This window comes from Flavobacterium azooxidireducens, assembly GCF_023195775.1.
Taxonomy (GTDB): Bacteria; Bacteroidota; Bacteroidia; order Flavobacteriales; family Flavobacteriaceae; genus Flavobacterium; species Flavobacterium azooxidireducens.
The window spans coordinates 2,905,211-2,921,607 of sequence record NZ_CP096205.1; the positions used below are offsets into that span (position 1 = coordinate 2,905,211).

12 protein-coding genes and 1 tRNA gene are annotated in these 16,397 nt (G+C 34.0%); 8 read left to right on the forward strand and 5 right to left on the reverse strand.

Annotation, left to right across the window (positions count from 1 at the left end):
* Positions 1–76 precede the first annotated feature (76 nt).
* The 3 genes from purL to M0M57_RS12635 form a co-directional block, all read right to left on the reverse strand.
* The gene (purL, locus tag M0M57_RS12625) at positions 77–3,733 is read right to left on the reverse strand and encodes a phosphoribosylformylglycinamidine synthase (RefSeq protein WP_248433386.1); all 3,657 of its coding nucleotides are present in this window, start codon (positions 3,731–3,733) and stop codon (positions 77–79) included.
* Between the two features lie 94 nt (positions 3,734–3,827).
* Positions 3,828–4,718, reverse strand: a complete 891-nt coding sequence (locus M0M57_RS12630) for a Fic family protein (RefSeq protein WP_248433387.1) — start codon at positions 4,716–4,718, stop codon at positions 3,828–3,830.
* 128 nt (positions 4,719–4,846) lie between these two features.
* Positions 4,847–5,488 (reverse strand): DUF1579 domain-containing protein, encoded by a 642-nt coding sequence (locus tag M0M57_RS12635; protein ID WP_248433388.1) that lies wholly within the window; start codon positions 5,486–5,488, stop codon positions 4,847–4,849.
* Between the two features lie 125 nt (positions 5,489–5,613).
* Here M0M57_RS12635 and M0M57_RS12640 point away from each other — a divergent pair, with 125 nt between their 5' ends.
* The gene (locus M0M57_RS12640; protein ID WP_248433389.1) at positions 5,614–6,354 is read left to right on the forward strand and encodes an FkbM family methyltransferase; all 741 of its coding nucleotides are present in this window, start codon (positions 5,614–5,616) and stop codon (positions 6,352–6,354) included.
* Here M0M57_RS12640 and M0M57_RS12645 read toward each other — a convergent pair whose 3' ends face one another.
* Positions 6,355–7,917 (reverse strand): hypothetical protein, encoded by a 1,563-nt coding sequence (locus M0M57_RS12645; RefSeq protein WP_248433390.1) that lies wholly within the window; start codon positions 7,915–7,917, stop codon positions 6,355–6,357. It lies immediately after the preceding gene.
* A 126-nt stretch (positions 7,918–8,043) separates the two neighbouring features.
* On the opposite strand from M0M57_RS12645, the gene M0M57_RS12650 reads away from it, so the two are divergent.
* From M0M57_RS12650 to M0M57_RS12670, 5 genes are all read left to right on the forward strand, one after another.
* On the forward strand, positions 8,044–8,472 hold the full coding sequence (locus M0M57_RS12650) for a PaaI family thioesterase (RefSeq protein ID WP_248433391.1): 429 nt from the start codon (positions 8,044–8,046) through the stop codon (positions 8,470–8,472).
* Between the two features lie 2 nt (positions 8,473–8,474).
* Entirely contained in the window at positions 8,475–9,491 is a 1,017-nt protein-coding gene (locus M0M57_RS12655) for a chorismate-binding protein (RefSeq protein WP_248433392.1), read from the forward strand.
* 1 nt (position 9,492) lies between these two features.
* Complete coding sequence (gene bshB1 / locus M0M57_RS12660; RefSeq protein ID WP_248433393.1) at positions 9,493–10,215, forward strand: bacillithiol biosynthesis deacetylase BshB1; 723 nt, start codon at positions 9,493–9,495, stop codon at positions 10,213–10,215.
* Positions 10,216–10,278: 63 nt separating this feature from the next.
* Positions 10,279–10,354 (forward strand) — tRNA-His (locus M0M57_RS12665).
* A gap of 139 nt (positions 10,355–10,493) precedes the next feature.
* Positions 10,494–12,554, forward strand: a complete 2,061-nt coding sequence (locus tag M0M57_RS12670) for a M1 family metallopeptidase (RefSeq protein WP_248433394.1) — start codon at positions 10,494–10,496, stop codon at positions 12,552–12,554.
* On the opposite strand, the gene M0M57_RS12675 is transcribed toward M0M57_RS12670, so the two are convergent.
* On the reverse strand, positions 12,551–13,075 hold the full coding sequence (locus M0M57_RS12675) for a DUF7935 family protein (protein WP_248433395.1): 525 nt from the start codon (positions 13,073–13,075) through the stop codon (positions 12,551–12,553). The two genes, M0M57_RS12670 and M0M57_RS12675, sit on opposite strands and share 4 nt — an antisense overlap.
* A 268-nt stretch (positions 13,076–13,343) precedes the next feature.
* Here M0M57_RS12675 and M0M57_RS12680 point away from each other — a divergent pair, with 268 nt between their 5' ends.
* Both M0M57_RS12680 and M0M57_RS12685 read left to right on the forward strand, forming a co-directional pair.
* Positions 13,344–15,665, forward strand: coding sequence for an ATP-dependent helicase (locus M0M57_RS12680; RefSeq protein WP_248436757.1), 2,322 nt, complete (start codon positions 13,344–13,346; stop codon positions 15,663–15,665).
* A 308-nt stretch (positions 15,666–15,973) separates the two neighbouring features.
* On the forward strand, positions 15,974–16,351 hold the full coding sequence (locus tag M0M57_RS12685) for a GxxExxY protein (RefSeq protein ID WP_248433396.1): 378 nt from the start codon (positions 15,974–15,976) through the stop codon (positions 16,349–16,351).
* The last annotated feature ends 46 nt before the right edge of the window (positions 16,352–16,397 follow it).

The following is a 16,397-nucleotide window of genomic DNA, read 5'->3' on the forward strand; positions in this document are numbered from 1 at the left end:
AAAAAAGGAGTTGAAATTTGTCAACTCCTTGATTTTTATGAAATAAACGAAATATAATTTTAATAAATTAGATGATTTACGATTTGTTTTCCAACCAATTTTTAGCATTCACAAACGCTTCTAACCAAGGTGAAACTTCATCGTTTCTGTCTTTTGGATAATGAGCCCAATTCCAAGGAAAAGTTGAACGTTCTATATGTGGCATCATTACCAAATGACGACCGGTTTTGTCGCACATCATCGCCGTGTTGAAATCGGAACCATTTGGATTGGCAGGATAATTTTCATAACCATATTTGGCTACAATATTATACTGACTTTCTTCATACGGCAATTTGAATTTTCCTTCGCCGTGTGAAACCCAAACGCCTAACGTAGTTCCTGCTAATGATTTTAACATTACCGAATTGTTTTCCTGAACTTTCACAGATGTAAAAATACTTTCGTGTTTCTGACTGTCGTTATGATGCATTTTTCCGTGAGTTTCGTGTTCAGGATTGATGACTTCCAATTCCATAAACAATTGACAACCATTGCAAATTCCGACAGACAACGTATCTTCTCGTTTGAAGAAATTATCCAATGCTGTTTTTGCTTTTTCGTTGTATAAAAATGCTCCGGCCCAACCTTTGGCAGAACCCAACACATCTGAATTTGAAAATCCGCCCACAGCACCAATAAATTGAATTTCTTCCAATGTTTCACGACCTGAAATTAAATCGGTCATATGTACATCTTTTACATCAAATCCGGCTAAATACATTGCGTTTGCCATTTCGCGTTCAGAATTACTTCCTTTTTCACGAATAATCGCTGCTTTTGGTCTTGGTTTTGAAAAATCAACTTCCGGTTTTTTCCCATTAAAATGAGATGGAAATTGATACTGCAACGGTTGCATTTTATAATTGATAAATCGTGCCGTTGCATTTCCGTTTTTGGTTTGTTTTTGATCTAATAAATAGGAAGTTTTAAACCAAATATCTCTCAATTTTGAAATGTCTAACGAATAATTTTCAATTTCTAAAACATTCGATTCAGTAACATTTCCTAATTTATGAAAAGTGATATTTTCTTCTTTCAAAAATGATTCAAAAACATTATCATCATTCGCCTGAAGCACAATTCCGATGTTTTCTGCGAATAAAATTTTCACTACATCTTTTTCTTCAAATGATGAAAAATCGAGTTTCGCACCCAAATTGTTATCAGCAAAACACATTTCTAATAGTGTCGTAATCAATCCACCACTTCCAATATCGTGTCCGGCAGCAATTTCATCATTTTTGATTAATTCCTGAATGACATTGAATGCTTTTTTGAAGAAAGCTGCATTTTTGATGGTTGGTGTTTCTTTACCAATTGCATTTCTAACTTGTGAAAAAGAAGATCCACCCAATTTGAACTCGTCTTGCGACAAATTAATATAATAAACTGAACCGGCATTCTTTTGAAAAACGGGTTCAACCACTTTTGTAATATCATTACAATTTCCGGCGGCAGAAATAATTACTGTTCCGGGAGCAATTACTTCGGCATCGGAATATTTCTGCTTCATTGATAGCGAATCTTTTCCGGTTGGAATGTTGATTCCTAATTCGATGGCAAATTCTGAACACGCTTCAACTGCTTCATATAATCGAGCATCTTCACCTTCATTCTTACAAGCCCACATCCAATTGGCAGAGAGCGAAACACTTTTTAAACCATCTTTTAATGGAGCAAAAACGATGTTTGACAAAGCTTCACCAATTGCATTTCTACTTCCGGCAGTTGGGTCGATTAAGGCAGAAACAGGTGAATGACCAATTGAAGTCGCAATTCCTTCTTTTCCTTTATAATCCAACGCCATTACACCCACATTGTTCAAAGGCAATTGTAACGGTCCGGCACATTGTTGTTTGGCTACTTTTCCACCAACACAACGATCAACTTTGTTGGTTAACCAATCTTTACAAGCAACAGCTTCTAATTGTAAAACTTGTTCTAAATAGGCTTCAAAATCGGTTTCTTTATAATTAATTTCGGTAAAATTTCGTTCTATCGAAACATCATTCATTATCACTTTTGGAGAGCTTCCGAACATATCGGCCAATTCAAAATCCATTGGTTTAGCTCCCGTTGTTTTCGATTCAAATGTAAAGCGATTATCTCCGGTTACATCACCCACTTGATACATTGGCGAACGTTCTCTGTCGGCAATGCGTTTCAACGTATCCATATCTTTTTGACCGATGACTAAGCCCATTCGTTCCTGACTTTCGTTGCCAATTATTTCTTTGGCAGATAGAGTAGGGTCGCCCACAGGTAATTTATCTAAGTCGATTAATCCTCCGGTTGCTTCAACTAATTCCGATAAACAGTTTAAGTGTCCGCCCGCACCGTGATCGTGAATGGAAACAATAGGATTTTCGTCACTTTCAACCAAACCACGAATGGCATTGGCAGCTCTTTTTTGCATTTCCGGATTAGAACGTTGAATAGCATTTAATTCAATTCCTGATCCGAAAGCTCCTGTATCGGCAGAGGAAACAGCAGCTCCGCCCATTCCGATTCGGTAATTTTCACCACCTAAAATCACAATTTTATCGCCAATTTTTGGTTCTTGTTTTTGAGCTTGGTCGGCTTTTCCGTAACCAATTCCGCCCGCCAACATGATCACTTTATCGAAACCTAATTTTCGGGCATCTTCTTCGTGTTCAAAAGTCAAAACAGAACCGGTAATTAACGGTTGACCAAATTTATTACCAAAATCTGAAGCACCATTCGAAGCTTTGATTAAAATATCCATTGGTGTTTGATACAACCATTTTCGTTCTTCCATCGCATTTTCCCACGGACGGTTTTCTTCCAAACGAGAGTAAGAAGTCATATATACTGCTGTTCCTGCTAATGGTAATGAACCTTGTCCACCGGCAAGTCTGTCTCTAATTTCGCCACCAGAACCGGTTGCTGCTCCGTTGAAAGGTTCAACCGTAGTTGGGAAATTATGTGTTTCTGCTTTTATCGAAATAACAGAATCGAAATCTTTCGTTTGATAAAAATCAGGTTTATCGGCACTTTTTGGAGCAAATTGTTCCACTTTCGGACCTTTGATAAAAGCGACATTATCTTTGTATGCCGAAACAATATCGTTTGGATTTTCAGCAGATGTTTTTTTGATTAATTTGAATAGGGATGAAGATTTTTCTTCGCCATCAATCACAAATGTTCCGTTGAAAATTTTGTGACGACAATGTTCTGAATTAACTTGTGAAAAACCAAAAACTTCGGAATCCGTTAAATTACGTTTCAATTTGATAGCTAACGTATTCAAATAATTAACTTCTTCTTCGCTTAAAGCCAACCCTTCTTGTTTGTTGTAAGCCGCAATATCTTCAATATCTTTGATGGATTCGGGTTGAATATTGATAGCAAAAATGTCTTGATGCAATTCAGTATATTTTTGAAATAACATCGGGTCAAAGTCAGAATGATTGCTTTCTACTTTTTGAAATTCTTCGATTCGAATGATGCCATCGATACCCATATTTTGCGTAATTTCCACAGCATTGGTACTCCAAGGCGTAATCATAGCGACACGAGGGCCAACAAAAAAATCCGCTAAGACGGATTTTTCTATTTTATTTGTATTGCCAAAAAGCCAGTTTAATTTTGCGATGTCCTGAGCCGAAAGTTCGTTTTGCGACTGAACGGCAAAAACGTTAGTACTTTCGTTTCCGAAGAAATGAATCATATGAAAAATATTTGTGTTGTTGTAGGTGCAAATTTACGTCGAAAAAAGGTAGTTTCAAAGTATATTTTTTCACTAAGTTTTAAACAAAAATATTTTAATTTTCTAAAAAAGGAATCTTAAAATAATTGAGAATATTTTTATAATTATCTTGTGCTGACAGGCAAGTATCTGTCAAATATTCCGGAATATTTTCCCATTCATTAAGTCCTCGATAATAATAAAATTTAATTGATTCGTTGATAATGAAAGGCACAATATTATTTACTAAACATTCTTTAAACATAATTAATCGTCCAACACGACCATTTCCATCTTGAAAAGGATGAATTTTTTCAAATTTATAGTGAAAATCTATGATGTCGATTATTGTTTTGTTTTCGATTGAATGATAGTTTTTCAATAGATTTTTCATTTGAAGTGCTACTTGATCGGGAGGACAAGTTTGATGTCCACCTACTTCATTTGCCATTTTTTTATAATCTCCCACTTTAAACCAATCTTTATTACTGTCTGATGTTCCAAACTTTAATAGATAGTGAAGTTCTTTGATAAAGTGTTCTGTAAGTTTTGTATTTGCTTTGTCAATGATGTAATCTATGCAACGAAAGTGATTTGTTGTTTCGATGATGTCGTCAATATTTATACTTTCGGTAATTCCAATTGTATTTGTTTCAAAAATATAGCGAGTTTGTTCGTGTGATAATTGGCTTCCTTCAATGCGGTTTGAATTATAAGTGAGATCAATTTGTGTTCGATGATAAATACCACCTTTCAACTTCATTTCTTTTTGCTCTTTTAATTGAAAAAGTAAGAGATTGTTTTCCTTCTTATTTTTTTTGACAGGTAAACTTGCGTCGTGAGGAATGTTCCAAGTTTTACCCGTTAAAAAAGCACCTTCAATTTTACCGTTTGTACAATAGTTTCGGATTGTTCTTTCTGGAATATTCCATTTTATAGCAAAATCTTTAACAGAACTATATTTCATTTTGATTGATTTTTATCGGCAAGAAATAATTTATCACTATTCAAAAGTAATAATTTTTGCCGATACAGGCAAGAAACGTAAAAAGATTGTCAGTTAAACAGTCTATTAAAATATAAATTAGCAAAAATTTATTTTTTTCTTGTCATGATAATTTCCATGCTTTTGTATTCTTTTCCACTATAATCAACATCAAACATTTCCATTTTACGGGTGTTTTCATCTACAAAAGTGTACGTTTCACGAATTGGTTTTTCTTTTTTGGTAACTGGGTCGACTGTAGTTCCTGAAAAATTGATAGTTTTAGTTGCTTCATCATATTTCCCAGTGATTACCATAATTCCTGTACTCATATTATCTATCCAAGTAGAAGTATATTCTTGTGAAGCATTGTTGTAGGCCAACGTGCTTTTTCCTTCAAATGGCATTCCCATAAAATCACCTTTGTGAGTAGTTTCCTGAAAGCGATCACCATAAATCATTTTTGATTCTGCTGTCATTGTGTTTTTTGTAGGTTCTGCACCTGGCTTCATCCACATGGTCATTTCTTCATTCCATGTTCCACTGTCTAATATAAGCATTTTATGAGGTTCTCCAGGTGTCATGTAGTCATTCCACGCATTGCTAATTGTAGTAGAATCTGGAATAGTTAACGTATTTTCTTCTACGACAGTTGTGTCTTTTACAACAGTTGTTTCTGTTTTGGTTTCCTCTTTTTTTCCACAAGAGAATAACAATATTATTGTTAACGCTGAAAGTAAAATATTCTTCATAATTTTAAAATTTAATTAAAAATATAACAAATTTATAAATTATACTGACACAAAATCAATTGTTGTTTTTATTATTATTTATCTTATTTTAGCAACTTGAAATTAAATAGAATAAAAACATATAGATGAGTAGATTTAAACAATACCGAAGACAGTTTGGAATAATTAAAGGGATAGAAATTTATCTTAAATTAAAATTAGGTATCGTAAGCTCATTAAAAGTGCCTGGAATTAAATACCCAATTAAACTAAGACCTGGTACTTCTGATATTAGAACTTTCTATCAAGTTTTTGTTAAAAAAGAATATGATATTGATTTTAATTTAATACCAAAAGTAATTATTGATGGTGGTTCAAACGTGGGTTTGTTTGCTGTATTAATGAAAAATAGATATCCTGAGGCAAAAATAATTTGTATTGAACCTGATCCTGAAAATTTTGAATTATTAAAGACTAATATTTCATGTTATAATGATATTTTTTGTGAAAATTCTGGACTTTGGAATAAAGATACCAAATTAAAAGTATATGATAAATATAATTCAGGAAAGTGGGGTTTGGTTGTAGAAGAAGATATTGAAAAAGGATCTATTAGTGCTATATCCATGGATACCCTTTTTGAAAAATATTCACTCAATGAAGTGGATGTTGTAAAAATAGATATTGAAACTAGCGAAAGACAGCTTTTTTCTACCAATTTCGAAAAGTGGTTGCCTAAAAATAAAATTGTATTGATTGAATTACATGATTGGATTGATGAAGGATGTTCCGAACCTTTTTTCAAAGCCATTAATAAATCTTTTTCTAGTTATCACTATTCTACAAATGGAGAAAATGTGATAATCAGAAATAAAAGTTTAGTGTAATTAATCTTCTTCAAAAACTGTCGAATTATAAGCTCCAATATCTAATGGTGGATTTCGCGGTTGATTTAAAATATCAGGTAATGTTGAAAAACTTGGGTTTGCTTCTCCTTTGGCAGCAGAATCATCGCCAATAATTAATTTGTTTGTATTTACATTTAAAAACCGAGGATTTGCCACAGAATTATTTGTTGCGATAATACAATTTACATAGTGTTCTGAGTCAGTAGTAAATTGATATAGCTCGTTATTCGTGTAAACATTGTTAATGTTATTAAATTTTATCAAACAATGATCAAATTTATAGTCAAATATTGGATGATCAACCTTATCAATCAACATTTGAATTTGGTTTGAACCATAAATAATACAATTGGTGAACGTCGCTTCTTCCATAGGCTGCACTTCAGGATTTGCACCTTCAATGTAATTATTCAAATACACAGAAACTTGTCTAGAACTTGCCCAATTGTTATTAAAAGTAGAATGATTAAAGTTGTATTTACCACCATAAGAGCAAGCTAAGGCAATTTCTCCGGCACTGTTTATCACTACATTTTCACCTTTAATGTAAGCTGTTCTTGCTAAAATTCCAAAATTAGAATGATCGTAAATTTGCACGTTCCTTAATTTAACATCAGCTTCAGGATTTGTTAAACCGGTGTTTCCGTCGATTAAAAGTCCAACTACGCCGTTTTTAATAATACAATTTGTAAACTCATTGTTCTTACTTCCTTGTGTCAACCATATTGCTCCCCATTGTCCCGGAACATCTTCATATAAAGGTTCTAATCGGTCACCTTGAAAAATGACATGACTTTCTAATGGATTATCAGGATTATTAGAAATTCCTCCATTGACTTTTATACTACCTTGGTCACCAATTATCAAACTTGATTCCGCATGAAAATGAATTCTGGCCCCAGCTTCAACAACTAATGTTTTGTTAGCAGGAACGGCTGCGTAACCATAAATGACATAGGGTTTTGAATTATTCCAAATGTATTCATTTCCGTTAATTGGGTCGTTTTCATCTAAAATAAATCCACGCTGTGGAGTTCCACCAATGTTTATATTTTCATATGATCCATCATCAAAACGTTGCGGATAAAGAAAATAAGCATCTTGAATTAACGTAACCAATTCTACTTTTTGCTCTGAAGTTCCTTGACCAAAAAGTATTTGATCGGTATATAAAAAATCGGTTGGATTGGCTTCTGAGATATCCACCGTAGTTTCAATAAAAATATACATACTGTCTTTGGCGAGCATTTCCACATTTTCAAAAATGCGGTTGTTGCCTACCATGCCATCAACGGTCATGCGGTATTTAGAATCTAATCCTTTTCCTAAACGAATGGATGGAATACTAATATCTTCATCCGAACGGTTGTACACTTTTAATGTATATGTACTTGAGCCAATATTACTGAAAACAGTATCAAAATAAACAGTATCTCTTGAAAATTCTAATCCACCAGAACTGGGTTTAAATTCAAAATCATTTCGACAAGAAGTCAGTGAAATGGCAGAAATAATAAAAAATAGAAAAAGTAAATTACGCATGAGTCTGATTTTTGGTAAAATTAACCATTAAATTGAATTAGCAAAAACAAATTATAAAACGAATTTAAGAGTATTTTAGTTTATACACCTTTTAAAAATCTTTATTTTTACCCAAAAATAGATAAGATGACACTTGACAAAGCCAAAATTCTTCAAACGTGCAACGATTTTAGTAAAAACACATTAATGGAAACCCTTGAAATTGAGTTTGTTGATGTGGGAGAAGATTTTTTAAAAGCCAAAATGCCGGTAAATTCACGTATTCATCAACCGATGGGATTGTTGCACGGCGGAGCTTCGGTTGCCTTGGCAGAAAGTGTAGGAAGTGCCGCTTCGATGTTATTTGTGAATGCCGAAAAACAAGAAGTGCGTGGCATTGAAATTTCTGCAAACCATTTACGTAGTAAACGAGAAGGAACTGTTTTTGCCACTGCCAAAATTATTCATCAAGGAAGAAGTATTCATCTGTGGGAAATTAAAATTGAAGATGAAGAAGGAAAACTAATCTGTCTTTGCAAATTGTCAAACATTGTTTTACCTAAAAACAATCACTAACGATGTTGGATAAAGTAAAAAAGCACTTGGAATTAAGATTGCCTTTTGTTTTGTATTTACTTCCGAATCAAAACAAACTTTATGGTTTATTTCAAAAGGATGATTTTATTTACGATTTTAAAGGTCAAAGCGGATTTGTTTTTGTCTCTTTTGATGATGAAAAACATATAATTCCTTCTGAGGGTTCAGATTTTATGGAAGAAGAATTTAGTTTTGATTCTGCAAATCAGACTGAAGTTTTGATAAATTATTCTGAAAATGAAAAGAAGCATTTCGAAGATATTGTTCAAAAAGCTTTAAATTCAATACAAAATGGCAATTTTGAAAAAGTTGTTCTTTCCAGAAAAATTGAAATTGAAAAAAAGATTGAGTTGATTGAAACTTTTTCGCGTTTAGCCAATCGTTATCCAACAGCTTTTCGCTATTTGTTTTTTCATCCGAAAATTGGTTGTTGGATGGGAGCCACACCGGAACAATTGATTAAAGTGGAAAACAATCATTTTGAAACCGTTTCATTGGCAGGAACACATCAAAAAAATAGTTTTGAAAAATGGTCGTCAAAAGAAATTCAGGAACAACAAATTGTGACGGATTATATTTTAGATAACTTGCACAAAGAAGTGCTTTCTGTAAAAGTTTCAGAACCATTCACAGTAGAAGCCGGTTCGTTAGTTCATTTAAAAACAATTATTTCAGGTGAAGTTCATTCGATAGAAAACACCAAAAATATCATTCAAAATTTACATCCAACGCCTGCAGTTTGTGGTTTTCCAAAAGAAAAAGCATTGCAGTTCATTTCAGAAAATGAAAATTATGACCGAAAATTTTATGCCGGTTATTTAGGTTTATGGAATGAAGAAGAAGCATCTGCCAATCTTTTTGTAAATTTACGTTGTTTAGAAGTTGAAGAGAATAAAATAAACATTTATGTCGGTTGTGGAATCACCGGAGAAAGTAATCCGGAGAATGAATTTTTTGAAACCGAACATAAATCACAAATCATGAAATCCATTTTATAAAATGAATAATCAAGTTGATATTTTGGCTTTTGGAGCCCATCCGGATGATGTGGAATTAGGTTGTGCAGGAACATTAGCTAAAGAAATTTCGTTAGGAAGAAAAGTCGGAATCATCGATTTAACCGAAGGCGAATTAGGAACACGTGGCTCAGTAGAAATCCGTTACAAAGAAGCAGCAAAAGCTACCGAAATTTTAGGAATTTCTGTTCGTGAAAACCTAAAAATGCGGGATGGTTTTTTCAAAAATGATGAAGAACATCAAATGCAAGTGATAAAAATGATTCGCAAATACCGACCAAAAATAGTATTATGCAATGCGGTGGATGACCGTCATATTGATCACGGAAAAGGAGCAAAATTGGTTTCTGATGCTTGTTTTTTATCCGGCTTAAAACGAATTGAAACCGTTTTGGATGGCGAAAACCAAGAAGCTTGGCGACCAAATGTTGTTTATCATTACATTCAATGGAAAGATTTAAAACCTGATTTTGTGGTTGATATAACAGGATTTATGGATAAAAAAGTGGAAGCAATTATGGCGTATGATTCGCAATTCTATAATCCAAAATCTAATGAAAAGGTTACACCTATAGCCACTCAAAATTTTTTAGACAGCATAAAATACCGTTCGCAAGACTTGGGAAGACTTATCGGAACTGATTTTGCAGAAGGATTTACAGTTGAAAGATATGTGGCTGTCAACAGCTTAGAAGATTTAATGTAAATTATTGTAAAAATCTTTGTAAAATTAAAGGTTTACACTATATTTGCACTCGCAAAAACAAATGGTGATTGTAGCTCAGTTGGTTAGAGCGTCGGATTGTGGTTCCGAAGGTCGCGGGTTCGAGACCCGTCTTTCACCCAGAAATTCAAAGCTTCGAGGAAACTCGAGGCTTTTTTTGTGGAGTTATTTGGCTGAATTTTTAAATTTCTATTGATTTTCTTAAACTTATAAATCATCAAAACGAAACTATGTATCTTTGTTTATCATTTAAAAAATTCATGCGGTACCTTTTTTTACTTTTTTTCTCCATCAATTTCGCTCAACAATCTCAAAAAGTTGATTTCAAAACGGTACATGCCACTTTAACACCGAATCCGATTGAAAAATCAATTTCAGGTGAAGTAAACTACGAATTTCAGGTTTTGTCTTCCATTGATACGATTGCAATTGATGCTATTCGAATGGAATTTTTTAACATAAAAATCAACGGAAAATCAGTAAATTTCAAAAATTCACAAAAAGCGTTACAATTATTTGAAGGTTTTAAAAAAGGAAAAAACACGCTTACTTTTAATTACAAAGCCATTCCAAAACAAACTCTTTATTTTATTGGAGAAGGCGAAAATTTACAAATTTGGACGCAAGGTCAAGGAAAATACACGAGTCATTGGTTGCCTAGTTTTGATGATGTGAACGAGAAAATCATCTTTAATTTATCGATTGAATTTGATGAAAAATTTACAGTTTTATCAAATGGAAAGTTGAAAAATATCAATAACAATAGCAATATCAAAAATTGGAACTATCAGATGTCCAAACCCATGTCGTCCTATTTAGTAATGATGGCAATCGGAAAATTCACCAAACAAACCACTAAAACCAAATCGGGAACGCCATTAGAATTTTATTTAGATCAAAAAGATGCTAATAAATTTGAAACAACGTACAAATACACCACTCAAATTTTCGATTTTTTTGAACAAGAAATAGACGTGAAGTATCCTTGGGAAATTTATCGACAAGTGCCCGTTCGTGATTTTTTGTATTCCGGTATGGAAAACACCACTTCCACCATTTTTTCACAAGATTTTGTGGTGGATGATATCGGTTTTAATGACAAAACGTATATCAACGTCAACGCACACGAACTCGCTCACCAATGGTTTGGCAATCTCATCACGGCCGAAACCGGAAAACACCATTGGTTGCAGGAAGGATTCGCCACTTACTATGCTTTGTTGTCTGAAAAAGAACTTTTTGGCGACGATTATTTTCAATGGGAATTGTATGAAATGGCCGAGCGTTTGCAAAAAGCCTCCAAAACTGATACTATTCCATTACTAAATGAAAAAGCAAGTTCGCTCACATTTTACCAAAAAGGAGCTTGGGCTTTGCATTATTTACGTGAAAACATCGGAGCTGAAAATTTTCAAAAAGCAGTCAAAAATTACCTGAAAAAATATGGTTTTAGAAACGTCAATACAACTAATTTTCTAAAAGAAGTCAACGCAGTTTCCAATTTTGACACAGCAACTTTTCAACAAAATTGGCTTGAAAAATCAGGTTTTGAAGTCAATCAAGCTCTCGACTTACTAAAGAAAAATGCCTTTATGAAATCGTATTTGGAGTTGGTTCAACTACAACCAAAACCATTTGCTGAAAAGGCAGCATTGTTTGAAACCATTTTAAAAAGCAACGATTTTTATCCCATCAAAGAAGAGGTCATTTTTCAATTGGCAGAAATTCCGTTTGAAGAAAAGGAACAATTGTTAGACCTCGCATTAGCATCCAAAAACATAAAAATTCGACAAGCTGTTTCTCGCATTATGATCGAAATTCCACGTAATTTTCAGTCCGAATATGAAACGTTACTCAACGATGATTCTTATATCACCAAAGAAATTGCACTTGGAACGTTATGGAAATTATTCCCCGAACGTCAAGAATACTATCTCAATTTGTCAAAAAATTGGGTCGGATTTAATGATAAGAATTTACGAATTCTTTGGCTCACATTAGCCTTAATTTCAGAAGGTTACGAAGTTAATAACAAAGTGAATTTTTATGATGAGTTACTAAATTATTCTTCTCCAAAATACGAAAGTTCAATACGCCAAAATGCGTTAACAAATTTGCTTTTTCTGAATCCAAACGACCAAAATATTCTTCAAAATTTGGTCAACGCCACCACACATCACAAATGGCAGTTTACACTTTTTGCACGCAATCAAATTCGGGAATTAATCAAAACCGAACGACACAAAAAGTTCTTTCAGGATATGTTGCCAACGTTAAATTCCGCCGAACAAGGTCAGTTAAAACGATTACTCGAAAACTAACTCATCATCTGAATCACCTCAAATTTTAAATAGCTAATTGCCACATAACTAGGCGATTGCTTGTCTAATAAATCACTCAAAATCACCTCTCTCAACTTGTGTGAAGAATCCACACGGTCACTCATATTCGACTTTCTAATCGATTGAATAATCGTGTTTTTTGCGGTCGTAATCACCGTCCAACACTCTTCCGTGATATAAATTTGTTGCGTCAAATTATGCTCAAATTCTTGCTCAATTTGCTGAATTAATTGGTTTTCATACGTGTTTTTATCATCCGAATACGGTGCCACGCGAATCAACAATTTCGCCGGATTTATTCGTTCCAAATACAAAACCATTCGCTCATACGCCTGTAAACGAATCGGTAACGACTCCTTTTGCAACGCCTTTCGCATCAAATGTTTTCGCCTGTCTTCCAGACCTTTATGATGCAAATGAAAAAATGAATAAGCCACAATTCCGGTAATAATCGCCGGCAAAGTATACGATAAAAGTTCAATCCACTTAATTGATTCCATATTTTTTAGTTTTTAAATTTGGAGCTATTTCCCGCTTTCCGTTCCAAAATTTTTTCGCAAAATCTTTTTTTCTAATGCCAAAAAAAGAGCTTCCGCTGGTCGCTTTTTTTTGCCAAGAAAAAATAGATTTTCCAAAAAAATGTTTTCCACTTCAATCGGGGCTAGAACGTTTACTGCAAAAATAGAATTTTAGTTGATAATTCGTTACAATTTTAATTGTAATAAATCATAAGTAAGCTTATTTTTGAGCTTTGCTAAAAAAACTATGATACAAGAATATATAAATCAACTCAACGAAGCTCAACGTGCACCCGTGCTACAAAAAGACGGACCAATGATTGTGATCGCCGGTGCAGGATCAGGAAAAACACGTGTGCTCACGATGCGAATTGCCTATTTAATGAGCCTTGGAGTTGATGCGTTCAACATTTTATCGCTCACGTTTACCAACAAAGCGGCTCGCGAAATGAAGAAACGTATCTCCGATATCGTGGGCAGCAACGAAGCTAAGAACCTTTGGATGGGAACGTTTCATTCCGTTTTTGCTAAAATTCTTCGTATTGAAGCTGAAAAATTAGGTTATCCAAGCAATTTCACCATTTATGATGCTCAGGATAGTGTTCGCTTAATCGGAGCCATCATCAAAGAAATGCAACTGGACAAAGATATTTACAAACCAAAACAAGTTTTTAGCCGAATTTCATCCTATAAAAATTCATTAATCACCGTAAAAGCCTATTTCAATAATCCGGAATTGATGGAACAAGATGCGATGAGCAAAAAACCACGAATAGGTGAAATCTACAACAATTATGTAGAACGCTGTTTCAAATCGGGAGCAATGGATTTTGATGATTTGTTATTAAAAACCAACGAATTACTGAATCGTTTTCCGGATGTGTTGGCCAAATACCAAGATCGTTTTCGCTATATTTTGGTGGATGAGTACCAAGATACCAACCACTCACAGTATTTAATCGTTCGAGCATTGTCTGATCGTTTTCAAAATATTTGTGTGGTGGGTGATGATGCTCAAAGTATTTATGCGTTTCGTGGAGCCAACATCAACAACATTCTGAATTTCCAGAAAGATTATGCTGATGTGCAATTATTTCGCTTAGAGCAAAATTATCGTTCGACTAAAAATATTGTCGAAGCAGCGAATTCCATCATCGATAAAAATAAAACCAAATTGGACAAAGTCGTTTGGACGCACAATCAAGACGGTCCAAAAATAAAAGTCAATCGCAGCATTACAGATGGTGAAGAAGGTCGATTCGTCGCTTCAACAATCTTCGATGAAAAAATGCGAAACCAAATGAAAAACGGTGAATTCGCTATTTTATATCGAACCAATGCTCAATCCCGTGCGATGGAAGATGCGTTGCGAAAACGTGACATTCCATACCGAATTTACGGCGGATTATCCTTTTACCAACGTAAAGAAATCAAAGATGTTTTGTGTTATTTACGATTGGTTATTAATCCAAAAGATGAAGAAGCATTGGTGCGAGTAATCAATTATCCTGCTCGTGGAATTGGTGACAGTACGATAGAAAAATTAACTGTTGCAGCCAATCATTACAAGCGTTCCATTTTTGAAGTAATGGAAAATATTGATAAAATTGACCTCAAACTCAATTCCGGAACCAAACGAAAACTGGAAGATTTTGTGATGATGATTAAAAGTTTTCAAGTCATCAACGAAAACCAAGATGCTTTTTTTCTTGCCGATCACGTTTCTAAAAAAACCGGTTTGGTGCAAGAACTCAAAAAAGACGGAACTCCGGAAGGAATTGCGAGAATTGAAAACATCGAAGAATTACTCAACGGTATCAAAGACTTCATCGAAGGACAAAAAGAAATTGATGGAGCACGAGGAGCATTATCAGAATTTTTAGAAGATGTAGCCTTAGCAACCGATTTAGACAAAGATACCGGCGACGATGATCGAGTAGCTTTAATGACCATTCACTTAGCCAAAGGATTAGAATTTCCAACCGTTTTTGTCGTTGGAATGGAAGAGGATTTGTTTCCAAGTGCAATGAGTTTAAATACACGTAGCGAATTGGAAGAAGAACGACGTTTGTTTTATGTCGCATTAACCCGAGCTGAACATCAAGCCTATTTAACCTATGCTCAATCTCGTTATCGTTGGGGAAAATTAATGGACAGCGAACCTTCTCGTTTTATCGAAGAAATTGACGATCGCTATTTAGAATATATCAGTGCAGTAGAAACCGGTTATCGCTACAAACCAATGATTGACAATGATATTTTTGGCGATGTGGACAAATCAAGATTGCGATTGGCGAAACCAACTAATGGAACGCCACCCAAAAAATATGGCGAAGAACCTTCGTCAACAATTAGAAAATTAAAACCCGTTTCCGGTAACGCACCATCAGGGAATAATTTATTTGATTCTGGTTTAGTTCCCGGTAACATCGTAATGCACGAACGATTCGGTAAAGGGCAAGTTTTAAACCTCGAAGGAGTAGGAGCCGATAAAAAAGCCGAGATTAAATTTGATGTGGGTGGGATAAAAAAGTTGTTGCTGCGGTTTGCTAAGCTAGATGTTATCGGTTAAATTTTGTTTCTCACAACGTTGTATTAAGTTCCTCGCAAAGACGCAGAGACGCAAAGTTTTTGAGATGTCAACATTTTGACTAGATAATGAATAATTTGTTTCGTACAAAGATGAATATTATTTTTCTCGCAAAGTCGCAAAGTCGCAAAGTTTTAAAGACGAAGAGATTTTATTTATTAGTTTTGACATTATAACTGCAAGTTTAAAAAAAGATTTTATCAGCAATATTTATTTTGCGTCTTTGCGTCTTTGCGAGAAACAAAAAAATGCGAGAAACAAACAAAAACTACCAGTAAGAAAAAATAAATATGACAGAAAACGAAATAGCCACAATTATTGTAGATTTATGTTTTAAAATACATAAAAAACTAGGACCCGGTTTGTTAGAAAGTGTTTACGAAGAGATTTTATATTATGAGTTAACGAAATTAGGGTTAAATGTTGAAAGACAAAAAGCACTACCGGTTTATTGGGATGAATTGGTTATGGATATTGGTTTCAGAGCGGATTTAATTGTAGAAGAAAAAGTAATTGTTGAACTAAAATCAGTCGAACAACTATCAACAGTTACCCCAAAACAACTTTTGACCTATTTAAAAATCACACATTGTAAATTAGGTTTAATAGTGAATTTTAATGTTCCATTAATTAAAAACGGCATTACCAGAATTGCAAATGGTCTTTAAATAAAAAAAACAAAAATATATGTGACTTTAAAACTTTGCGTCTCTG